This window comes from Aquirufa sp. (assembly GCF_964796385.1).
This window is the reverse complement of the sequence record NZ_CBAUBA010000021.1, coordinates 24,913-49,161: the sequence shown is the minus strand read 5'-3', so window position 1 is coordinate 49,161 and position 24,249 is coordinate 24,913. Positions and strand designations below refer to the sequence as shown.

Genomic DNA, 24,249 nt, shown 5'->3' with positions numbered 1-24,249 from the left:
CCTCAAGAAACCTACGTGTATGCCATTGAATATGAGTCTATTGATTTCGGAGGTACTCAGACCCTAAAAGGGGGTGTTTTAGTCGCCTATTAATAAATTTGAGACCACTCGATAAATAATTTTTTCGTCTGCTTTTTACAGGAGGTATTTTTGAGTCATAATTGATCTACACTCTCAAATTAAGCGATGCAAGTTTCTTTCTTCAACCGACTTTTTGCCTACATGCAAGGAAAGAAAGTTGTTGAATTATATTCATCTACAACCCTTCGTTCCTACTTTACCGTAGCGATTCGAAACAATCAAAATCAATGGATTTGTCAAATTCCGCGTTACGATAAACAATGGGAGTATATCACCATCGTTTTAGAGGATGATGGGAATTTGACTTTTCTAGAAGAACCGATGATCGAAGGCGGCCTAGACCGTTGGAAATAAAATCACAACTAGTAAGCTCGAACTTCAATTCCCTTCATGAAATTCACGAATGATTTATTCACCACCTGGTTTCCACCCGGTGTAGGGAAATTACCTGTGAAATACCAATCGCCTAAATGATCTGGGCAGGCCAAATTCAAGCTGGGAACCGTCTGGTATACAATGGACAACTCGGCTTGCAAATTCTTTGGCTTAACAATCTCCGCAATTTTGTTCGAGATCTCCTCGTCAGTGAACGGCGCATAAATCGCCTTCACAAAGTTTTCACTCGTTGCCGTTCCATTTTCAAGGGCCAACAAGCATTTCAAGTTCACCTCATCTAAAATATCTTCCATTCCACGTTCCTTCAACAAGGCAAGTGCTGCCCGAAAAGCAACAAATTCCATCATTTTGGACATATCAATCCCGTAACAATCTGGATATCTGATTTGTGGCGCCGAGGAAACAATGACAATTTTCTTGGGGGATAATTTATCCAACAAACTTAAAATACTCTTCTCTAAAGTCGTTCCGCGCACAATTGAATCATCAATTAATACCACCGAATCCACCCCTTTTTCAATCACCTCATACGTGGTGTCGTATACGTGGGCAACCATGTCATCCCGCATCGCATCACTCGCAATGAAAGTACGAACCTTAACATCTTTGGAAATCAGTTTTTCGACACGCGGACGGAAGGTTAATAACTCCTCCAATTGCTCTTCGAACAACACACCCTCCATGATGGCCTTCTTTCGCTCCTTCGCCAAATGATCTTCTAATCCATCAATCATTCCCAAAAACGCACTTTCAGCGGTATTGGGGATATACGAAAACACGGTATGTTTCAAGTCATTTTTGACCTCATCTAAAATCTGAGGAATCAACAAGCGACCTAACTTCTTACGCTCCCGGTAAATATCTGGATCCGAACCACGCGAGAAATAAATACGCTCAAACGAACACGATTTCTGCTCAACACGGTCAATAAAAGGCACCTCGCTAACTGAAGCATCCATTTCAATAATCAAGGCATGACCCGGTGTAATCTCTTTAATTTGGTCATACGCGCAATTAAACGAAGTTTTTATCGCTTGCTTCTCCGAAGCCACCACAACGACTTCATCATCCATGTAATAATACGCTGGTCGGATACCCGCCGGATCACGCGCTACAAACGAAGCGCCGTACCCAGTCATTCCCACCATCGCATAACCTCCATCAAAATCCTTGCACGAACGCTCTAAAACACGTTTTAAATCGATATTTGCCGCAAGTACATCCGATAATTCTGGATTTTCATACTTGTCCTTAAACTTGCCAAACTGACGCTGATTCTCCTCATCTAAAAAGTGACCAATCTTTTCCATCACCGTCACGGTATCCACTTTCTCTTTTGGATGCTGGCCCAACGATACTAATTTGTCAAACAAATCATCTACATTGGTCATATTAAAATTCCCTGCCATCACCAAATTCCTGCTCCGCCAGTTGTTTTGGCGTAACATCGGATGACAATTCTCAATTTCATTTTGACCATGAGTACCATAACGCAGGTGCCCTAAAAGCACCTCCCCTGTAAAGGCCACATTTTCTTGCCACCACGTAGCATCATGAACCGCATCGATTCCCGTTTCCCGTTTTGTATCCTTCGCTAATTTTTGCGCTTTCTTGAATTTCTTATTAATCTTCCCAAAAATATCCGCAACGGCTTGGGGTTCTACGGAACGGTAGCGACTGATATACCTGCTACCCGGTTTGACATCTATTTTAATATTCGCAATCCCCGCTCCATCTTGCCCTCGATTCACCTGCTTCTCCATCATCAAATACAACTTATTCAAGCCATACATCGGCGTATTGTACTTATCGAGGTAATGCTGAAAAGGTTTTCGCATTCGGATTAGTGCAATTCCGCATTCGTGTTTGATGGATTCAGACATGTAGGTTTAGGAGAAGATTTTACTAAAATAAAGCCTAAAATTAGGGAATTATTATCAGCAATTCGGGTTATTTTTTATTTTTTATTTAAACTTTTATAAGCTCAAAAAATAGGTTTGGACGGATTAAAGCAGCAATTAAAAGTATTGCCAAAAGTACATAGCCACAATCCTTCGCGTTAAATTTAGCTTCCTGTATGGCAATTCCATCTGCCCCCTTTTTTAAATAAATTTGATACGGAATTCGTAAATAATAAAAGACGGATACCAATGTAACCAAGAGGGAAACAATTAGTAATGCCAAAACACTTGTTTTTAAGCTGTTTTGGTACTTTTCCAACAACTGGCTAAAGTAGGTGACCTTCGCTAAAAACGTTCCAGCTGGAGGTAGGCCGATCATGGCGATTAAACCCACCAACAAAGTCACCGATCTCAGCGGTTGGCGTTGCGAATAGCCCGCCCAGGCCCCCATGTCATCCGACTGAATCGAATCCCCAATCACTTCATCCACTTGATAGAATACCAAAAATGTACTTATTCCATATAAAAATCCATAAAACAACAAGGCTTTCAGCGCCTGATCAGCCGGAAATAACCACACCATTGCCATAAAACCCCCATGCGCTATGCTTGAGTAGGCAAGTAATCGTTTGCTGTTTTTTTGACCCATCGCCGCTAAATTCCCCACCAATAGCGTCGCAATTGCTAAGAAACTAATCGTCGAATCCATCGAAAGTGGGACGTAATGCACGAGCTTAATGCCCAAAATACTAACCGCAATTTTGGGGGCGACTGAAATCCAACTCATCCACGACGCAGGTAAACTTTCCAGCACATCCGGACTCCAAGGATGGAAGGGCACCCAAGCCATTTTAAATAAGATACCCACAGCCAGTAAGCCCAAGGCTGTGTAAGCAAAAATCGGATCTGCCGTTGATAATCCCCGACTTAAATCCGCTGAAAACCAATACATCGTACCGCTCAGTCCATAGATAAGGGAAATTCCATAAAGCAGGATCGCCGAGGTACCAAGTCCAAACAAAACATAAGGTAAGGCCGCCCGCGCGCCAGTAGAATCTTTGCGCATGCCAACTAACACATACGTCCCCATTGAAATGAGTTCTAAACTCAGAAATAACGATAAAAAATGCGAACTCATCGAAGTCAGTAAACTTCCTAATAGAATAGATGAAAATCCTATATTTTCCTCCAATGAGAAATCTTTTCGATGTAATTGGTTTAGGCCAAGTAAAAGTACCCCTAGGGCAATAATCAGTGTATTTGTCGTGTTTGACCCAATATTAACTTGGAAAAGTTGAAAGCTAACAAAGCCAGCTAATCCCTGCGACATGCGTTGGAAAGACAACCCCATTGCCAAAAACAACCCCAATTGTGCCATGAAATAGCGCCACGAATTAGCTACTTTGGCTGGTTTGCCATGTATAAATAAATCAGCAAAAATACTGATAAGTAAACAGCCAGCGACTACTAATTCCGGTAACACCAACGAAAATCCCTGTGTCGTCCCGGTCATTTTACTCGAAATACTAGAAAGGAATTCGGTTGAAAACATAGACTTTAGTTGGTCGGTAATTTTTCTTTCAAATAGTGGGCCGTAGGATTCTTTTTCAAACTGATCATATCCTCCGGTGTTCCTTCGTAGCTGATATATCCTCCTAACTCGCCCCCTTCAGGACCTAAGTCGATGATGTGATCCGCACATTTCACCACCTCCATATTATGTTCAATAATAATCACCGTATCTCCTTGCTCCACCAAATCATTCATTGCCTTGAGTAATTTTTTAATATCATGGAAGTGTAAACCCGTCGTGGGCTCATCAAAAATAAATAAAGTTTTCCCTTTATTGGAATTTCCTTTGCCCAAAAAACTCGCTAATTTGACGCGTTGCGCTTCACCACCCGAGAGTGAATTTGAGCTTTGGCCTAATTTAATATAGCCTAGTCCTACTTGAAAAAGTGGATCAATTTTCTCAGCTATTTTAGGTGATTTTTCGTGGAAAAATGGAATGCTTTCTTCGACGGTTAAATCGAGAATATCTGCGATGTTTTTATCTTGGAATTTAATATCGAGTACTTCTTGCTTAAAACGCTGACCGTTGCATGATTCGCAGGTCAATTTGATATCGGCCATGAATTGCATTTCAATCGTTATTTCCCCTTCTCCCTGGCAGGTTTCGCAGCGCCCACCCTCAACATTAAATGAAAAATGAGCCGGTTTATATCCACGCGTTTTTGCTAAAGGAAGTTCAGAAAACAACAAGCGAATCGCGTCGTAGGCCTTAATATACGTGATCGGATTCGACCGCGATGACTTCCCGATAGGCTGCTGGTCCACCATCTCTACACCCGCAATTTTGTTCAAACTCCCACCTAATTCGCGAAATCTACCCGTTTCTTCCGTCCCTAATTGCAAGTGACGCAGCACAGCCGGGTAAAGGATTTTACGGATCAAGGTCGACTTACCCGAACCGCTGACGCCAGTTACCACCGATAATATGCCTAGAGGAATTTTAACGTCCAAATTCTTTAAATTATTCTCATTCGCGCCTTTTATCTCAATAAATGCCAACGGTTTTCTTCGGAATGAGGGAATCTCAATCTTATCCGCACCACGTAAAAATCGTAGGGTGTGGCTGTCGGTTTTGTCGTCTTTCAGCGCCTCAGCAAGATTGCCTTGGAAGATCAAATTTCCGCCATGTCGGCCTGCTTCCGGCCCAATATCAATAATCTGATCTGCAGCCCGCATGATATCTTCTTCATGTTCGACCACGATGACCGTATTGCCCATGGACTTTAGCAATTCCAAAACAGAAATTAATCGCTCCGTATCCCGCGGATGTAGGCCAATGCTGGGTTCATCTAGGATGTACATGGAACCTACGAGCGCACTGCCTAAGGAAGTGGCTAATTTAATACGCTGAAATTCGCCGCCGGAAAGGGTAGAGGTAAGTCGGTTTAAGGTCAAATACCCTAATCCCACGCGGTCCATGTAGTCCAGTCGGTTCGTGATTTCGATTAAAATTCGTTTGGCAATTTTCTGATCTGTTTCAGACAATTGCAGTGAATCAAAGAATTTTTTAGTCTTCGAAATGGGCCAAAGTACCAAATCGATAATCGACGTATCGAGGATTTTCACATTCGCAGCGTCGCCACGTAATCGAGACCCCTGGCATTCTGGACACGTTGTTTTGCCCCGGTAGCGGGATAGGAGAACGCGGTATTGAATTTTGTAGGTCTCTTTTTCGAGATGGTCAAAAAACTGATTTAATCCCGCAAAGTATTTATTCCCTTTCCAAAGTAATTGCTGCTCTTTGGTGCTTAAATCTTTGTAAGGTCGGTGAATTGGGAAATCAAAATGAATGCCGTTGCGCAATAAAGGATGTAGCCATTCGCTCATGCGCTCGCTGCGCCATGGGGCAATCGCTCCTTCGTAGACGGAGAGGTTTTGATCTGGAATGACAAGGTCAGGATCGAGCCCCAAGACTTTACCGTAACCTTCACAATTTTTACACGCGCCGTACGGGTTATTGAACGAAAACAAATTGAGGCTTGGTTCTTCAAAAACCTGACCATCGAGTTCGAATTTATTGGAGAATTGGGTGCGTTTTTGGCCTTCGACTTCGATCCAACAAACCCCTTCGCCCTCGAAATAGGCTGTTTGAACCGAATCGCCTAGTCGGAAAATGGTTTCTTCATCCTCTGGTTTGCTAATCAGTCGGTCAACTAAAATAGCAATTTCACCTGGTTTGGCTTGAAGTTTTTTTAGGTTGTCGGCTTCATCAACGAGTTCTTCTAATTCGACAATTTCGTCCTTAATTTTCAGACGCGTATATCCTTTTTGAATGAGTAGCTGGCATTCATCCAAAATGCTACGGTCAGGATGCGCTACTAAAGGCGCGAGGATTAGGACTTTTTTGTCGGGATATGTTCCAATCCAATCGACTATGGTGGATACAGAATCTTTCTTGACCTCTTTCCCAGACACGGGCGAATAGGTTTTACCGATTCGGGCGAATAATAATTTGAGATAATCGTAGATCTCGGTAGTCGTCCCCACCGTTGACCGCGGATTTTTTGTATTTACTTTTTGCTCGATGGCAATCGCCGGAGAAACTCCACGAATGTAATCAACGGCCGGTTTTTCCATGCGGCCTAAAAATTGGCGCGCATAGGAATTCAGACTTTCAACGTACATGCGTTGGCCTTCTGCAAAAAGCGTATCAAATGCGAGTGAAGATTTTCCCGAGCCTGAAAGGCCTGTAATAACGACTAATTTATTGCGGGGTATGGCTACGTCGACTCCCTTGAGATTATGTACGCGCGCACCTTTGATAATGATGTAGGACCTAGGGTCTAAATTTTCGAAATCTTGGGGCAAAGGAGAACTCATATCTCAAAATTATCCTTTAATTTTGACAAACCCAACGCTACCTTTGGCAAACCTTGGAGGATTGCCAAAGGTAAGGGGGAATGAAGCCTTGGAAACATTATAAACTGATAAAATGAAATCAATAATCTTATTTTTCGCCTTTGCTCTTCTTTCAATCTCATTTGCAAGTCAAGCACAAGATCCTGTCGTCATTTCAGAGGAAGGGGCAAAAGGGGATCTCGATATCGAACCCGATGTGAAAGACTTGCCATTTCGCCAACGATTGCACTTTGGGGGAGGGATTTCGGGATTAAGTTTTGGTAATCCAACTAGCATAGGTATTTCGCCTATGGCGGGGTATATGCTAACAAATAATACGATTTTAGGGGTAGGTCTTACCTATCAATATTTTTCTTTCCGAGGTTTTCAAGCGTCTAATTTATTAGGCCAACGAATCTTTGTTCGTCAATTTGTGCCGGCTTTATCAGCGATGATTGGCCAGGGGTATTTAACTGCCCAAATTGAAAATTTTCAAGACATTGCAAGCCCCGCGAATAAGATGAAATATTCCACGCCCGTTTTAGTTGGCATAGGCATTGGATCCAAACTAGGAATTAATTTAAACGTCATGTATGACTTAAATTATACGGCTGGATCGAACTCCCCCTACGGCACAGCGTTGGTCGTTCAAGTAGGCGGATTTTTCTTTTAAAAATTTAAAACAATTTAGCCCAAAATATAGTCTTAGTATTTTAATATTATAAGCGATAAATTCTTAATTTCGAATTCATTTATATTTCACATGTCAAAAGAACTTTTTTCTGAACCTCTTTTAATAGAGGACCCAAGTCGTTTCGTTTTATTTCCAATCAAACACGATGATATCTGGAGATTCTACAAGCAATCCCAAGCCTCTTTTTGGACGGCTGAAGAGATTGACCTTCAACAAGATTTGTCAGATTGGAAGAAATTAAATGACGGAGAACGTCATTTTATCTCTCACGTTCTAGCTTTTTTCGCGGCCTCTGACGGTATCGTGAATGAAAATTTAGCAAACAATTTCTTGAAAGAGGTACAATATGCTGAAGCAAAATGTTTCTATGGTTTTCAAATCATGATGGAAAACATTCACTCAGAAACGTATTCTCTTCTGATTGATACTTACATTAACGACCCAAAAGAGAAAGACCATTTGTTACGTGCCATTGAGACGATTGACTGCGTGAAGAAGAAAGCGGATTGGGCATTGAAGTGGATTGAAAGCGACAATTTTGTAGAACGTCTCATCTCATTTGCAGCCGTTGAAGGAATCTTCTTTTCCGGCTCGTTTTGTTCGATTTTCTGGTTGAAGAAACGTGGCTTAATGCCAGGTCTATCATTCTCCAATGAATTGATCTCGCGTGATGAAGGTTTACATTGTGATTTTGCATGTCTATTATACACCGATCACATCAAAAATAAAATTTCTCAAGAGCGTATTTACGAGATCATTTTAAATGCGGTAGAAATTGAAAAAGAATTTGTTACGGTCGCTTTGCCAGTTTCCTTGATTGGCATGAATTCAGAATTGATGTGTCAATACATTGAGTTTGTAGCGGATCGTTTGTTGGTTTCTTTAGGATGCCAAAAGAACTACAACGCGACCAATCCATTCGATTTTATGGAAATGATTTCATTGCAAGGGAAGACTAATTTCTTCGAAAAGCGTGTGGCTGAATATCAAAAATCAGGTGTCATGTCCGATAAAGAATCTATGTCATTCTCTATGAGTGAAGATTTTTAATATGAATATAAGTTTTTTAAAAAATGCCCTGGAGAAATTCAGGGCATTTTTTTTACCATCTTTCCAGAATCATCGGCAAGACTAAACCAATGATAATTCCCGATAAGACAAGCACATAGGTCCGTTGACGTACATGCAAAATATGCATCAATAATGTCCCTAGACCTAGAATAACTGCAACGACAATCATTTGGCCTAATTCAAGACCAACATTAAATGCAAAAAGTGGTCCGACAATTCCGGCTTCTTTACCTAATAAACTCTGTAAATAATTTGAGAACCCTAAACCGTGAATCAAACCGAAAGCCGTAACCATCCAATAGGTATTTTTATGTTTTTGGCGCTCTTTAAAGCGAAGGTTAGTCAAAGCAGTTATCAATATGGTACACGGAATCAACCATTCAATCCAATTAGCTGAAATTTCAATTAGTTTTATTGTGGCTAATACCAATGTAAGCGAATGTCCTAAGGTGAACGCACTGACTAAATAAAATAGTCGCTTCAAGTCAGTCAAGGTATAAATACAGGTGATGGCGAGAATAAACAACAAATGATCTAAGGCTTGCCAGTTGAGAATATGCTGTAATCCAAGTAACAGATACGTTTGGAATGTAGACATGAGTTTGGTTTAGTTAGCACAATTTATTTAATTACCCCATTATTTTGAGTAATTTTTTTATTAATATGACTTTAAATTTAAATTAACTACATGAAAACTAGCCTATTAACCCTGTTATTTGCCTGTTTGACGTTAATCTCACTAGCTCAAAAAGCAGATGTTGCATCACTAAAACAAGCCGAATTAAGTAGATTTAAAGTGATGGTTGCCAAAGACCGCGCAGGCTTAGAGGCCGCTTTTCACAAAGATTTAGTATATTTTCATTCCAGTGGAGTTGCTGACAACAAGGAGTCCTACGTTGCCTCTATTTTCTCTGGAAAATCTAATTATCAATCAATTGAGCCTGCGGAATTGACGACGCGTGTATATGGGAAAACAGGTATTAACACGGGAATTGTTAATATCGTTACGATTAATGCCGAAGGGAAAGAAGCGCCACTTAAATTGCGATTTACAGATGTTTTCGTGTTTGAAGATGGTCGCTGGCAAATGGTTTCTTGGCAGTCGACGAAATTAGCCAACTAGTCCAGCGGCGAAATTTTCGATTTCCGAATAAATAATTTCCAGTTCATCGTTGCTGATGCAATAGGGAGCTAAAATATAAATGGTATTACCGAGGGGTCTCATAAGGATCCCTTTATTTATGAAATATTGATACGCATCATCTCGAATCGAATGCATATACCCATTTTCCTGTCCATCTTCTAATTCAAATGCTAGGATTGTCCCTTGCACACGTAGGTTTCGAATGATGCGATGTGGGCGTATTTTTTCTATCCAAGCCTCATGCCGCGCTTGAACACGCGCAATATTTTCCCAAGTTTCCGGTTTCTCCATCAGATCTAAACTCGCTAGGGAAACAGCGCAGGCCATCGGATTTGCGGTAAAGGAATGACTATGAAAAAGCATTTTTTTGCGGTCATCCGATAGAAATGTATCGAAAAGTTCATTCGAACATGTAGTGATTCCCATCGCCATCATGCCTCCAGTCAAGCCTTTCGAGAAACAAGCTATATCGGGTTTATGCTGCAAATAATCCATCGCAAACCACTTGCCCGTCCGACCAAAACCCGTCATGATTTCATCGGCTATACACAAAAGCTTGTTGGCATGCGCCAAAGAAATCAACGCATCCAATGTCTCTGGGGCATACATTTTCATCCCACCCGCACCTTGAATCAAAGGCTCAAATATAAAGGCTGCATACGTTTCAGCATCTTGCATTTTTTCACGCATGGCTGCGATACAAGCTTCGGGATTACATGGGCTAGGTAGAAATTCTACCTCAAATAACATATCTTGAAATGGTGCATTGAAGGCGCTTGGCGCTCCGAGACTCATCGCCCCAAAGGTGTCACCATGGTAAGCATCCTCAAAAGCAATGATTTTCCGCTTTTGTGTTTGTCCTTGATTGTGGAAAAATTGCAAGGCCATCTTAACGCCCACTTCCACCGCCGTACTTCCATTATCCGAATAGAAAACTTTCTGAAAATTAGCGGGCAAATGCCCAAGTAAACGCTCAGCCAATTGAATAGCTGGTTCGTGCGTAAAGCCAGCAAAAATAACTTGTTCTAGTTTTAACGCTTGCTCGTAAATTTTTTGTGCTAAGTAAGGATGTGCATGTCCATGAATACTAACCCACCAGGAGGAGATGGCATCGATGTATTTTTTGCCATCTGCGTCAACTAAATAAACGCCTTCTCCATGCGTAATTGGAATCGAAAGAGGTTCGATTTGATGCTGTGTGAATGGATGCCAAATAACTGCGGCATCTCGTTGAGCTAAATTAGCGTTGGAGTGATTGGGCATAGTGAGCGATGATGCTGGAGTTAATTTCTTTTTCTTCGTTGACGCGCAACAAAACAGGAAGTCCCGTATGTTTGACAATAAACGCTTCGCCCGAACTATTTGTTTGGCCATTAAAGATAATTCCTTCGATGGGGATGTGGTGCGATTTTAATATTTCATAGGTCATCAAGGTATGGTTGATGCTTCCTAAATAATTTTTACTGACCAAAATAACGGGCAGTCCTAGGTATTTAATCAGATCCAAATTGGTTTGGTTGTCGTTAAGCGGAACCATGATTCCACCAGCTAATTCCACCACCAAATTTTGTGCCGTCTCAGGCAAGGAAAATGCCTCTATTTCGATGCTTACCCCATCTAGCTCTGCCGCGGTATGGGGTGAAAGTGGATGATTTAGTGCGTACACAGATGGAAATATCTTGGTTTCTGGAACCCATTTCTGGATCCAATACGCATCTCCATCATTTAAATTTCCAGCTTGAATTGGTTTCCAATAAGCGGCTTGTATTGCTTTTGTAACAATGGCTGAACAAACTGTTTTGCCTATTTCAGTACCAATTCCAGCGATTATAAATTGCTTAGGCATGCGATTCGAGGGTTTGTATAAGGGCCAATATGTCGATTTCTTTTGTCAAGGATGTTAAGGTAATTCGGATGCGTTCTTTGCCTTTCGGGACTGTAGGATACACGATTGGCTTAACTGCGAACCCAGCATCTTGTGCGGATTTGGCAACGGCACGAACGGCTTCATTTCCCGAAACAAAAAAGGTTTGAATGGCTGTTTCACTTGGGCCCCAAGAGGTCGCTTTGATGTTTTTTCGGAACAAGTCAATATTATTTTTCAACCTGATCCTTGCTTCATCAGCTTGCTGGACAATCGGCATGGACGTTAATAAATGATGTACATGCTCTGGTGTGGGCGCTGTGGAGTATATAAACGGGCGCGCAAAATTGATTAAAAACTGTTTTAAAATCGTAGAGCCTAGGACCACAGCACCTGCATTTCCCCATGCTTTTCCGAAAGTGATGACGCGTGCAAAAATTTCAGGAAACGCAGCACCCAATCCCTCTCCTTTTGAACCATAAAGTCCCCCTGCGTGCGCTTCATCTACTAGTAGTTCAAACTGATATTTTTCACGAAGGGCAATTAATTCAGCCAAAGGAGCCTGGTCGCCATCCATGGAATAGATGGATTCGACAACAACCCATTTGGTGGTAGCGATGGGATATTGTTCCAATAAGTGCACCAAATCCTCCAGATCGTTATGTTTAAATATCCGGCGTTCCGCCGCACTTAAACGTAAACCATCGATTAAACTGGCATGTAATAATTTATCACAAAAAATAACATGGTCCTTTTGGGCTAAAGCGGCAATTAAACCGATGTTCGCTTCATATCCCGAACTAAATAATAAGGCTGCTTCTGCTTGATGCATGGCGGCGCATTGTGTTTCAAAAATGTCAACGAGTTTACTATGCCCCGAAATAAGGCGAGATCCCGTAGCACCATTGATTGGCGTTTCTAAGGATTGTTGGCCCAGCCACGCAGAATAATTTGTCGCCATCGCTTCACCCAGTTCTCGGTTGCGCGCAAATCCTAAATAATCATTGGAACAAAAGTCGATGAGGTCATCCACACATTTGGTTTCACGCAATAGCCCAGCGGCTTTACGTTCATTCAATTGCGTGATTAGGAGTTCGTTAGCTGATTTCATGACCTAGATTGGTCGTAAAAATACGAAATAATCGGGCTTTGGTGTAAAAACAAAAGAAAATGCTTGACAATCTGACACTTAGCATGTAGTATTGCAAAGCGTTTCGATACGAGAGCGCTTCAATGTAGACAATCCCTCTTTTATTAGCTCCTTACCAAATAGTTCCGGTATCGAATTTTACGATTCAATGAGGATTGATCAATCAAAAAAGAACATCATTTACCCCATTTATGGATAATAAAGAATCCTCAAATTCCACTGAACGGCCTAAGCGTCAACGAATTCAAAAACCAAACGAAGAACAAGCTCCACTTTTACCTATGGTAGATGCTCCTTTGGAAGAACCAACTCAAGAATCCTCACCCTCAGAAGAGCCCGTAGCGACGGCTAAACCTGTTCGTAATGTTCGTCCTCCACGTAAAGGTAAGCCTGATGTGGAAGAAGCGCCTATCGAAATGGCCGGGATCATCGAGCCAGAGGAAGTAGATACTTCGTTCGTAACGAGTGATGCGCCTTTGGCAGCAGATAAAGTGTCGCCAACAGACGCACCGGTTGATTTAAGTACCTTGCCTAAAGAAGATGCGCAGGCCCAACAGCCCCAGCATCAACATCGCCAGCACCGCACTAATTACAATCAAGTTATCAAAGAATTGGATGGCTTAATTGACAATGAAGGGGTTTTGGAAATCATGCAAGAAGGTGGATACGGTTTCATGCGTTCATCGGATTACAACTATTTAGCATCACCAGATGATATTTATGTATCACCTTCGCAAATCAAAATGTTTGGTTTGAAGACGGGGGATACCATTTTAGGAAAGATTCGTCCACCAAAAGAAGGGGAGAAATATTTCGCTTTATTGAAAGTGGAATCTGTGAATGGAAAAACGACGGATGAGATTCGTGATCGGATCAACTTCGAATATTTAACACCATTGTTTCCAGAGGAAAAATTAAACTTGTCTTCAACGGCGGATAATTATTCGACGCGTATTTTGGATTTGTTTGCGCCGATTGGTAAAGGCCAAAGGGGTATGATTGTAGCCCAACCAAAAACGGGTAAAACAGTCTTATTGAAAGATATCGCCAATGCGATTTCGCGCAATCACCCCGAGGTTTATTTGATCATTTTATTGATCGATGAGCGTCCAGAGGAGGTAACGGATATGCAACGTTCGGTACGCGCGGAGGTAATTTCATCTACCTTCGATGAGCAAGCAGAACGTCACGTGAAAGTGGCCAATCTAGTTTTGGAGAAAGCAAAACGTATGGTAGAATGTGGTCACGATGTCGTGATTTTATTAGATTCAATCACGCGTTTAGCGCGTGCTTATAATACAGTTGTTCCATCTTCAGGTAAGATTTTATCAGGTGGTGTGGATGCCAATGCATTACACAAACCAAAACGTTTCTTCGGCGCGGCACGTAATGTGGAAAATGGTGGTTCATTGACTATCATCGCAACTGCCTTGATCGAAACTGGTTCGAAAATGGATGAGGTAATCTTTGAGGAATTTAAAGGTACGGGTAACATGGAATTACAATTGGATCGTAAATTGGCCAACCGCCGTATTTATCCTTCGATTGATGTAACTGCATCCGGTACGCGTCGTGAGGATCTATTAATGGATCCAGCGGTATTGCAACGTGTTTGGATTTTACGCAAGCACATGTCGGACATGAACTCAGTAGAGGCGATGGAATTCTTGCAACAGCAAATGAAAGGTACACGAAACAACGAAGAGTTTTTGGTTTCCATGAATCGCTAGTATGCCGATTCTACCCATTGAATTACGTTCATCGGATTGTCAGCCCGCTTGGTTTATTGGGCATGGCAGTCCGATGAATGCGTTAATAGCCAAAAAATACTTTCTCAATGATTTCGCAGGCTTGATCCATTTCAACTTTGGAAATGGTCAATGGAGGTGCCAATCGGATTTTATTTCCGTGGGTAGGTTTTGCCAAAAGACCTGCGCGCATGAAATCTAGACAGATTTCCCAAGCTACAGGACTGTCTTCATCGGTGTTAATTTCAATCGCACATAATAATCCTTTTCCGCGCACTTCCCGAATTAAGGCAGTTTTTGCCTTTAGGGTTTGAAGGAATTTCATTAACTGTTTGCCACGTTTTTCAGCATTTTCAATCAAATCTTCGTCCTCCAGGATATCAATCGCGACGTTGGCTACCGCACAGGCTAATGGATTACCACCAAAGGTCGACCCATGTTCGCCTGGTTTAATGGTCAACATGATTTCATTACTGCATAACACCGCCGAAACCGGCATAAATCCTCCGGAAAGAGCCTTGCCTAATAATAAAATATCGGGGTGAACGAATTCGTGGTGGCAGGCCAACCACGCACCGGTCCGACCGAGACCCGTTTGGATTTCATCGGCGATGAAAAGTACCCGATGTTTTTTGCAAAGATCTGCCGCTTTTTTCAGGTAGCCTGTGTCGGGTAAAACCACGCCAGCCTCACCTTGAATAGGTTCCACCATGAAGGCTGCGACGTTGGGATTTTGTAATTTTTCTTCTAAAGCCGCTAAGTTATTGTAGGGGATTTTGATAAATCCCGGTGTGAATGGGCCAAAATTGGTATAGCTATTCGGGTCTGTTGACGAGGAAATTGCAGAAATCGTTCGACCCCAGAAGTTGCCTTCGGCCACGATGATTTGAGCTTTATTTGACGGAATTCCTTTTACTTCATACGCCCATTTTCGCGCTAATTTGATGGCGGATTCACCGGCTTCGACACCGGTATTCATCAACAATACTTTCTCGTAACCAAATTTTTCTGCGAGCTTTTTCTCCGTTAATCCCAATTGGTCATTGTGAAAAGCACGTGAACTCAAGGTGAGTTTTTGGGCTTGCTCGGTGATGGCTTGGATTAAGCGCGGGTGGCAATGTCCTTGGTTCACTGCACTGTAGGCAGATAAAAAGTCAAGGTATTTTTTGCCTTCAACGTCCCAGACATGCACACCTAAACCTTTATTTAGGACAACGGGTATGGGATGGTAGTTATGCGCACCGTATTCGGATTCTAGGCGGATGTAATCAGTTGATGTCATTTGTTGATGATGTAAAGACGCAATTCATCACGTCTTAAAACTTTGGCAAAGCGCGAAGCTTTGCCAAAGGAAAAAAATTAAAGTCGCTCGTAAATCCCTGCAACGCCCTGGCCACCACCTACGCAGGCAGTTACCATGCCGTATTTCTGGTTACGGCGTTTCATTTCGTCGAATAATTGAATGGACAATTTAGCGCCCGAACATCCGAGTGGATGTCCCAAAGCAATCGCGCCGCCGTTTACATTTACGATATTTGGATCAATTCCCAAGGTTTTGATTACTGCCAAAGACTGTGCCGCAAAGGCTTCATTCAATTCGATTTGTTGGATATCTTTCAATTGCAATCCCGCTTTTTTCAAGGCCAAAGGAATCGCTTCCACCGGGCCAATCCCCATCAAACTTGGCTCCACACCTGCAGTCGCATAAGTCACCATGCGCGCGATAGGTTCTAATTTATGTTGCTTCACAAATGCTTCTGAAACGACTAAAACAAAGGCTGCTCCATCGGAAGTTTGGGATGCATTTCCTGCGGTCACCGTTCCACCCATGGCGAATACTGGTTTCAATTTTCCAAGTGCTTCAATCGTCGTATCAGCACGTGGCCCCTCATCTTTCGAGACGGTCCACGTTCTTGTTTGCTTCTTACCCGATGCCGCATCGAAATAATTTTCAGATACGCTGATCGGTACGATGGATTTGTCAAAATGCCCAGCAGCTTGTGCAGCTAATGCTTTTTGGTGTGATGCCAATGCAAATGCGTCTTGCTCTTCTCGGGTTATCTCATATTTTTTTGCAACCTCTTCAGCCGTTAAGCCCATACCGATGTAGTAATCGGGATGCTCGGAAGCGATGTTATAATTCAATACAGTTTTGTGACCCATCATCGGCAACATACTCATGGATTCAGTTCCACCTGCAATAATGCAATCCGCGATGCCAGCCGTAACTTTGGAAGAAGCTAAAGCGATGGCTTCCAAACCTGATCCGCAATAACGGTTGATGATGAAACCAGGTACGCTCTTTGGCAATGATAATAGCGAAATGTAACGCGCCATCTGCATGCCTTGTTCCGCTTCGGGAATTGCATTACCTACGATTAAATCTTCCACCAATGCTGGGTCCACTGAGGGAACTTGTGCCATTAAATGTTTGATCACCTCTGCCGCCAAATCATCTGGTCGCATGGTTCTAAATCCACCTTTGTTTGCTTTTGCCACCGCTGTGCGGTAACCTGCTATGATATATGCGTTCATGATTAATTTCTTAAAGGTTTACCTCCATTTAATATGCTACTGATTCGTTCGAGTGTTTTGCGTTCGCCTGAAAGCGATAGGAATGCCTCGCGTTCTAAGTCGATTAAGTAATCTTCGGTTACCATTTGTGGCGTATCTAAATCACCACCGCAAATCGCATAGGCTAATTTATTGGCAATTAAGGCATCATGTTCGGAGATGTATTTACCCATCAACATGCCTTGAATTCCTGCTTTAAATAAGGCCAAACCTTGTTTTCCTTCCACCCACACATCACTACGTGGTTGCTGCTGAACATAGCCTGCTTCCGCCAAAGCAATCGCCTCTTTTTTCGCCTCCGAAATGAGTTGGCTGCGATTTAAAACGATGCGATCTTCCTTGCGTAAGTAGTTCATCTCCAAGGCTTCATATGCCGATGTACTCACGCGCGCCGTCGCAATGTTCATGAAAGCTTCTTGTAAACGGTTCAGTTCCACGTCGCCTTTCCGACGGGCATCGCCCATACGTAAAGCCATTTCTTTGGTTCCACCACCGGCTGGAATTAGGCCAACGCCCACTTCAACTAAGCCCATGTATAATTCTGCATGAGCGACAATTTTATCCGCATGTAAGTTGATTTCCGTTCCTCCGCCTAAAGCTAAAGTATGCGGAGCTACAACCACCGGAATGGATGAGTAGCGAACGCGCATCATGGTTTTTTGGAAGATGGCAATCATTTGATTGACTTCATCAAATTCTTGTTGGGCCGCATACATAAACAGCATCCCCAAATTCGCTCCCGCCGAGAATGCCTCAACGCCCTCATTTCCAATCACCAAACCGCGGTAATCTTTCTCCGCTAGGTCTAATGCTTTTTGGATACCTTCCAAAACTCCTTGCCCCATCGTATTCATCTTCGAATGGAATTCCAAGTTGATGATGCCATCACCAATATCAATGATGCTCGCATCGTCGTTTTTGAAGATGGTTTTGGTTGGTTTTAAAATTTGCAGATTAATCTGCTTTTCAGCACCTGGAATCGCTAGGTATTTTTTAGTATGAATGTCATAGTACTGACGCTCCCCATTTTCTGATCGGTAAAAGCTGCTATTCCCCGCCTTCACCATCTCAGTCACCCAAGCGGCTGGTTGGTGGCCTTCCGCAGCCATAAGATCGATTCCAGTTTGTACACCGATCGCATCCCACGTTTCGAAAATGCCCATTTCCCAACCAAAACCTGCGCAGATTGCTTGGTCAATTTTGATAAAATCATCTGCGATTTCAGGTACACGCATGGATGCGTAACGGAAGCCATCTAGGAATGTCTTGCGGTAAAATTCTCCCGCTAAATCTTTTCCTGCTAACAAATAGGCAAAGCGATCAGCTAATTTATCGATGGCCTTTGTGCGCTCCAAGGTTTCGAATGAAACCTTTTGCGACGGTCGGTATTCAAATGTTTGTAAGTCCAAACTTAAGATGACCGTTTTGCCACCTTCTTTGGTCTTCTTATAAAATCCTTGACCGGTTTTATCGCCGAGCCATTTGTTGTCCATTAGTTTTTGGAGCATGTTTGGCAATTCGAAAATCGACTTGCTTTCGTCGTTTGTTAATGCTTGCTTCAAATTATTCGCCACGTGAACCGTCGTATCTAAACCCACGACATCGGATAAACGGAAGGTCCCTGATTTCGGTCGGCCTACGACTTTCGAGGTCAACTTATCTACCTGCTCCACCGTTAAACCCAATTCCTCTACCACTTTCATGGTTTGCATCATCGAATAAACTCCGATGCGGTTGGCGATAAAGGCGGGGCTATCTTTACACAAAACGGTGGTTTTACCCAATTGGGTTTCGCCGAATTGCATGAGGAAATCGATGATTTTGGGATCCGTTTTGGGGGTTGGGATAATCTCCAACAAGCGTAAGTAACGTGGCGGATTGAAAAAGTGTGTACCACAAAAGTGGTTTTGGAAATCATCTGAACGACCCTCAGCCATCAAATGAATGGGGATGCCGGACGTATTCGATGTGATTAGTGTTCCTGGTTTACGGAATTGCTCGACGCGGTCATAAAGCGATTTTTTGATCGCTAAATTTTCCACAATGACCTCCATAATCCAGTCGGCCTGCGCAATCTCCGATAAGTTATCATCGAAGTTGCCCAGTTTGATGTTTTTGGCAAAGCCGCTACTATAAAGCGATGCGGGCTTTGCCTGTATAGTTTGTTGAAATGCTGTATTGACGATCCGATTTTTCACGGATGGGTGCTCCAGGCTAAGGCCTTTTGCTTGTTCCTCTGGGTTCAGTTCTTTTGGAGCGATGTCCAAAAGCAATACTTGAACGCCAATGTTTGCGAAATGACAGGCAATGCGAGAGCCCATGATTCCTGAGCCAAGGATGGCTACGCGTTTAATGGAACGATTCATGTTAACAAGTTTGAGATTGATTTTTGTTAGTATTGTCGGGCTCAGAGACCCCGTCAGCGTCTAACGCAGTAAATATAAAGAAAAAACAAAATGTTATGCAAGCATACTAATTAAATTATCAATAAAAATCCCTCTGAATTACTCCAGAGGGATTTTAAAAGATTTATTTATGCGTAACTCGAAGTAGGCTCGCACGCGCAAACCAAGTTTCGATCGCCGTATGCTGAGTCAATCCGAGAAACGGTAGGCCAAAATTTATTGGCTTTGACATACGGAAGAGGGAAAACAGCTTCTTCACGTGTGTAAACTTTATCCCATTCAGCAGCCAAAACACGTGTTTGTGTATGCGGCGCGTTTTTCAGTAAGTTGTTTGTCTTCTCTACACGGCCCTCTTCGATCGCGCGAATCTCAGCACGGATACTTAACAACGCATCGCAGAAGCGATCTAATTCTTCTTTGCTTTCAGATTCTGTTGGCTCAATCATTAACGTTCCTGCTACCGGGAAAGATAGGGTAGGTGCGTGGAAACCGTAATCCATCAAGCGTTTCGCGATGTCCTCTGCTTCAACGGCAGCGGAGATTTTGAATGGCCGACAATCCAAAATCATTTCATGTGCACAACGTCCTTGCGAACCTGTGTAGAGAATTGGGAATTCTTTTTCCAAACGAGCTTTGATGTAATTGGCATTTAAAATGGCCGTCATCGTGGCCATCGTTAATCCTTCGCCGCCCATCATCGCAATGTATGCGTATGAGATGGCTAAGATAGAAGCTGAACCAACCGGTGCTGCAGAAACTGCACCATGTGCCGGTGCTTCGACCGAATCCGTAATCACATGACCTGGTAAGAATGGAACCAATTGTGGTGCCACGCCGATAGGTCCCATACCTGGACCGCCACCTCCGTGTGGAATACAGAAGGTTTTATGAAGGTTCAAGTGACATACGTCGGCGCCAATGCGTGCCGGAGATGTTAATCCCACCTGCGCGTTCATGTTTGCTCCATCCATATATACTTGTCCACCGAACTCGTGAATCATTTGGCAAATGTCAATAATACTTTCTTCAAATACACCGTGCGTACTTGGGTAGGTAATCATCAAGCATGCCAAATTATCTTTATGCTCCTCCGCTTTGGCACGAAGTTCAGCTACATCAATATTTCCATGTGCATCACAAGGAGTCACGATAACTTTCATGCCAGCCATCACGGCAGAAGCAGGATTGGTTCCGTGTGCAGAAGAAGGAATCAGTGCGATGTTACGGTGCGAATCTCCACGCGACGCATGGTAAGCACGAATCACCATCAAACCTGCGTATTCGCCTTGCGCACCTGAATTGGGTTGCATCGACATAGCCGCAAATCCAGTGATTTCACATAACCACTTACTTAATTCCGTGATCATTTGTTGGTACCCACGCGTCTGGAAGCCCGGGGCAAATGGATGCATTTTACCTAATTCTGGCCAAGTCACCGGAATCATTTCGGTCGTTGCATTCAATTTCATGGTACATGATCCCAAGGAAATCATGGAGTGAACCATCGATAAATCTTTGGATTCAAGTGACTTCAAATAACGCAACATACCGTGCTCGGAATGGTAGCGATTGAAAACCTCATGGGTCATGAAGTTCGATGCGCGTGTTAGGGATGTTGGGATATTCCATGCGACGGTCAACTCATCCCCTAAGATTCGTTGGCCTTGCGCCCGTTGGAAAAATGCCAAAATCTCAATCACATCATCTTCTGAGGTAGTTTCGTCAAGCGTGATGCCCAACTTCTCGCCATCATTTTTGTAGTATCTCAAATTACGCTCCGATTCTTCGGCATATTCCCGAATTTCTTCGGTTTGTTCACCGGTTAAAACAGTTAACGTATCAAAGTGTTGGGTGTTTTCTAAGGTGTATCCTAGTTTTTTCAAACCGGCGGCCAACAATTCCGTTAGGCCATACACGCGTGAAGCGATTTTCTTTAAGCCATCCGGTCCATGGTAAATTCCGTAAGCTGCTGCCATGATGGAAAGCAGTACTTGCGCGGTACAGATATTGGACGTTGCTTTTTCTCTTCTAATATGTTGCTCGCGGGTTTGCAAAGCCATACGAAGCGCACGATTTCCTTCGGTGTCTACGGAAACCCCGATGATACGACCTGGAATGCTTCGCTTGTATTTTTCTTTCGTTGCGAAGAAAGCAGCATGAGGACCACCGAAACCCATCGGTACGCCAAAACGTTGCGAACTTCCTACGACAACATCCGCACCCCATTCACCTGGAGGCGTTAATAAAGTCAAGGCAAGTAAATCGGCAGCAACTACGATTTGTATATGTTGTTCTTTGGCAGAGCTCACAAAAGCAGTATAATCAAATACCTCTCCGTTTGCCGCTGGATATTGTAAAACGATACCGTAATATTTTGGATCGGTTAGGTCAATTTTGGTATGGTCGCCTACTTCGATTTCAATGCCAATTGGCTCTGCGCGGGTCATTAATAAATCGATGGTTTGTGGTAGGCAAAGCGATGAAACGAAAAGGGTTTCTGCATTTCCACGTTCTGTCGGGCGCTGGCCATATAACATGGTCATGGCTTCCGCGGCCGCTGTTCCTTCATCTAAGAGGGACGCGTTCGCTAATTCCATGCCAGTTAGGTCGATGATCATGGTTTGGTAGTTCAACAACATTTCCAAACGACCTTGTGCAATTTCCGCTTGATAAGGCGTGTAGGCCGTGTACCAAGATGGATTTTCCAAAATATTGCGCAAAATGACCGTAGGTGTAAATGTATCGTAATATCCTAAGCCGATGTGGCTTTTGAAGATTTTATTTTGACCCATGACTTGTTTGAAATCACGCAGGAATTCAAATTCAGTTTTGGGTTCTGGCAGGCGAAGGCCTTGTGCCAAACGAATTTTTTCGGGTACAGTTTGATTGATGAGTGTGTTTAAATCAGCTACGCCGATTTCTTTTAACATAGCTGCTACATCGGTTGGCTCTACATTGTTGTGACGCAATGAAAAGTCTTCCCGATACTTGAAATTTGGGGTCATAAAATTCGTCTGAATTTGAGATGAAAAGCGCCACAAAAGTAATCTTTTTTTAGCGATTTATTTTTGATTCCTTAACTTCGCTTTCCTAAAATTTGTTTTGCTTCATGAAAAAATTAACAAACTATCTTTTAGCGTTCATTCTGTTCGCTAATTTAATTTCAATCGGCGCTTTCGCTCAATCAAATCCGGTTCCCTATGCCTTGACAATTAAGGCAGAAGATCTGAAAAAGCACCTGACATTTATTGCATCCGATAGCCTAAAAGGGCGGAATACGGGATCACCAGAACAAATGGTGGCAGCGAATTACATTGCGGATCATTTTAAGAAATCGGGATTAGCACCTGTAAATGGTTCTTACTTTCAAAAAGTAGATTTGGTGAATCGATCGTGGACGAAGGTTGCGCTAGCTATCAAGGGGAAATCATACGATTATTTGGGACACTTTATGGCGAGTGCTTTGGTACCAGTAGCTGCGAATACGAAAGTGCCGGTGGTCTTTGCTGGATTTGGAATTCAGCAGGCGGGCTTTACGGATTTTGCTAAGTTAAATGCCAAAGGAAAATATGTTCTCGCATTTGAAGGAGAGGCGAAAGACGAGGCGGGTAATTATGTTTTATCAGGAACCAAGGATCCGTCTGTTTTTGGTAAAGGGGATGGATGGAAAGAGAAATTAAAGCGTTCGCAGGCTGTGGGTGCGGCGGGATTAATTTTGATTTCGGATAAATCGGAGAAAGATTTTGGTAATCAATTACGTCAGCGTCAGGTGATGATGAAGCGTTTTGGTAATGAGCGTATGGTTTTTGCGGATGAGGCTGCTTCGCCAAACGAGGCACCTGTTTTATTGATTTCATCTGCCATGGCTGCGGAAATTTTAGGCACGAGCGAAGAGCAGCTATTGGCTTATAAAGCTACTGTGGCTGCTGCTAAAAAATCGATTGCGTCTACGTACAAGTTGGCATCCATCAACTTAACCATTGAGCGTACGGAAAAACCAGTTGACACTTACAATGTGGTTGGCTATTTAGAGGGAACGGACAAGAAAGAGGAGTTGGTGATATTAACCGCTCATTATGATCACATTGGTATTTCGGCTGATGGCCAAATCAATAATGGTGCGAATGATGATGGTTCGGGAACGGTGACGATTATGGAATTGGCGGAGGCGTTTGGAAAGGCGGCTGCAGAAGGTAAAAAACCGCGCCGGAGTATCTTGTTTATGACGGTAACCGGTGAGGAGAAAGGTTTGTTGGGTTCTGAGTATTATTCCAAGCATCCGTTGTTTCCATTGGCAAATACGGTGGTTGACCTTAACACCGACATGACCGGACGTTACGATGACGAGCACATGGGTAAGCCGGATTATATTTATGAGATTGGATCTGATAAATTGTCTTCGTCGTTGCGTGAGATTTTAATTGACCAGAACAAGAAGCACGTAGGTTTGGAATTGGATTTCCGTTTTAATGATCCCAATGATCCGAACCGTTTTTACTACCGTTCAGACCACTATAATTTCGCTAAGCATGGTATCCCTGTGGCGTTTTTCTTTAACGGGGTTCATGATGATTATCACCAGCCGGGTGATGATGTGGAGAAAATTGAATTTGATCAGGTACAAAAAGTGGGTCGTTTGGTGTTTTACATGGCGTGGGAGATTTCCAATCGCGAGGAGCGTTTGAAGGTGGATTCGAATAAGCCATAAGCATCTAGACGCTAGTCGTCGGATGTTAGACGTTAGAGGGCCCCAAGCGACGCTTGGGGCTTTTTTTGGGTGGTGATGGGATTTTTGGGGCTTTTTCTTTGGC

General features: G+C 43.0%; 17 protein-coding genes. 6 read left to right on the top strand and 11 right to left on the bottom strand.

What is annotated here, in order from left to right; translation table 11 throughout:
• The first annotated feature begins 186 nt into the window (after window positions 1-186).
• Window positions 187-435 carry a hypothetical protein gene (locus tag AC1W6K_RS07825; RefSeq protein ID WP_481947065.1) on the top strand — a complete coding sequence of 83 codons (249 nt, stop codon included), beginning with the start codon at window positions 187-189 and terminating at the stop codon, window positions 433-435.
• An 8-nt stretch (window positions 436-443) separates the two neighbouring features.
• On the opposite strand, the gene AC1W6K_RS07820 is transcribed toward AC1W6K_RS07825, so the two are convergent.
• From AC1W6K_RS07820 to uvrA, 3 genes are all read right to left on the bottom strand, one after another.
• On the bottom strand, window positions 444-2,360 hold the full coding sequence (locus AC1W6K_RS07820; protein WP_481947064.1) for an amidophosphoribosyltransferase: 1,917 nt from the start codon (window positions 2,358-2,360) through the stop codon (window positions 444-446).
• Window positions 2,361-2,445: 85 nt separating this feature from the next.
• The gene (locus tag AC1W6K_RS07815) at window positions 2,446-3,930 is read right to left on the bottom strand and encodes an NADH-quinone oxidoreductase subunit N (RefSeq protein ID WP_481947063.1); all 1,485 of its coding nucleotides are present in this window, start codon (window positions 3,928-3,930) and stop codon (window positions 2,446-2,448) included.
• 5 nt (window positions 3,931-3,935) lie between these two features.
• Window positions 3,936-6,770 (bottom strand): excinuclease ABC subunit UvrA, encoded by a 2,835-nt coding sequence (gene uvrA, locus AC1W6K_RS07810; protein WP_481719710.1) that lies wholly within the window; start codon window positions 6,768-6,770, stop codon window positions 3,936-3,938.
• A 112-nt stretch (window positions 6,771-6,882) separates the two neighbouring features.
• Between uvrA and AC1W6K_RS07805 the strand changes: the two genes are divergently transcribed.
• Both AC1W6K_RS07805 and AC1W6K_RS07800 read left to right on the top strand, forming a co-directional pair.
• A complete protein-coding gene (locus tag AC1W6K_RS07805; protein ID WP_481719712.1) occupies window positions 6,883-7,461 on the top strand; it encodes a hypothetical protein in 579 nt (192 codons plus the stop codon).
• A 90-nt stretch (window positions 7,462-7,551) separates the two neighbouring features.
• Window positions 7,552-8,532 (top strand): ribonucleoside-diphosphate reductase small subunit, encoded by a 981-nt coding sequence (locus AC1W6K_RS07800; RefSeq protein WP_481719714.1) that lies wholly within the window; start codon window positions 7,552-7,554, stop codon window positions 8,530-8,532.
• 52 nt (window positions 8,533-8,584) lie between these two features.
• Here AC1W6K_RS07800 and AC1W6K_RS07795 read toward each other — a convergent pair whose 3' ends face one another.
• The gene (locus AC1W6K_RS07795) at window positions 8,585-9,151 is read right to left on the bottom strand and encodes a HupE/UreJ family protein (protein ID WP_481947062.1); all 567 of its coding nucleotides are present in this window, start codon (window positions 9,149-9,151) and stop codon (window positions 8,585-8,587) included.
• 90 nt (window positions 9,152-9,241) lie between these two features.
• On the opposite strand from AC1W6K_RS07795, the gene AC1W6K_RS07790 reads away from it, so the two are divergent.
• Entirely contained in the window at window positions 9,242-9,676 is a 435-nt protein-coding gene (locus AC1W6K_RS07790) for a nuclear transport factor 2 family protein (protein WP_481947061.1), read from the top strand.
• Here AC1W6K_RS07790 and bioA read toward each other — a convergent pair.
• From bioA to AC1W6K_RS07775, 3 genes are read right to left on the bottom strand one after another with little or no spacing between them, the layout of a single operon-like run.
• Complete coding sequence (bioA, locus tag AC1W6K_RS07785) at window positions 9,665-10,960, bottom strand: adenosylmethionine--8-amino-7-oxononanoate transaminase (protein WP_481947060.1); 1,296 nt, start codon at window positions 10,958-10,960, stop codon at window positions 9,665-9,667. The genes AC1W6K_RS07790 and bioA overlap by 12 nt on opposite strands.
• Window positions 10,938-11,543: a dethiobiotin synthase gene (gene bioD / locus AC1W6K_RS07780; RefSeq protein WP_481947059.1), complete on the bottom strand. Its 606-nt coding sequence runs from the start codon at window positions 11,541-11,543 to the stop codon at window positions 10,938-10,940. The genes bioA and bioD overlap by 23 nt, the downstream gene beginning before the upstream one ends.
• A complete protein-coding gene (locus AC1W6K_RS07775) occupies window positions 11,536-12,672 on the bottom strand; it encodes an aminotransferase class I/II-fold pyridoxal phosphate-dependent enzyme (protein ID WP_481947058.1) in 1,137 nt (378 codons plus the stop codon). The genes bioD and AC1W6K_RS07775 overlap by 8 nt, the downstream gene beginning before the upstream one ends.
• Window positions 12,673-12,902: 230 nt before the next feature.
• On the opposite strand from AC1W6K_RS07775, the gene rho reads away from it, so the two are divergent.
• A complete protein-coding gene (gene rho, locus AC1W6K_RS07770) occupies window positions 12,903-14,441 on the top strand; it encodes a transcription termination factor Rho (RefSeq protein WP_481719724.1) in 1,539 nt (512 codons plus the stop codon).
• Window positions 14,442-14,523: 82 nt separating this feature from the next.
• Here the strand turns inward: rho and rocD are convergent, their stop codons facing one another.
• The 4 genes from rocD to gcvP all read right to left on the bottom strand — a co-directional run bounded on the left by rocD (window position 14,524) and on the right by gcvP (window position 22,443).
• Window positions 14,524-15,741: an ornithine--oxo-acid transaminase gene (gene rocD, locus AC1W6K_RS07765; RefSeq protein WP_481947057.1), complete on the bottom strand. Its 1,218-nt coding sequence runs from the start codon at window positions 15,739-15,741 to the stop codon at window positions 14,524-14,526.
• 77 nt (window positions 15,742-15,818) lie between these two features.
• The gene (locus AC1W6K_RS07760; protein ID WP_481719728.1) at window positions 15,819-16,994 is read right to left on the bottom strand and encodes an acetyl-CoA C-acyltransferase; all 1,176 of its coding nucleotides are present in this window, start codon (window positions 16,992-16,994) and stop codon (window positions 15,819-15,821) included.
• Between the two features lie 2 nt (window positions 16,995-16,996).
• Window positions 16,997-19,399: a 3-hydroxyacyl-CoA dehydrogenase/enoyl-CoA hydratase family protein gene (locus AC1W6K_RS07755; protein ID WP_481947056.1), complete on the bottom strand. Its 2,403-nt coding sequence runs from the start codon at window positions 19,397-19,399 to the stop codon at window positions 16,997-16,999.
• A 167-nt stretch (window positions 19,400-19,566) separates the two neighbouring features.
• A complete protein-coding gene (gene gcvP, locus AC1W6K_RS07750) occupies window positions 19,567-22,443 on the bottom strand; it encodes an aminomethyl-transferring glycine dehydrogenase (RefSeq protein WP_481947055.1) in 2,877 nt (958 codons plus the stop codon).
• Between the two features lie 104 nt (window positions 22,444-22,547).
• Here gcvP and AC1W6K_RS07745 point away from each other — a divergent pair, with 104 nt between their 5' ends.
• Entirely contained in the window at window positions 22,548-24,146 is a 1,599-nt protein-coding gene (locus AC1W6K_RS07745; protein ID WP_481947054.1) for a M28 family peptidase, read from the top strand.
• Window positions 24,147-24,249: the final 103 nt, after the last annotated feature.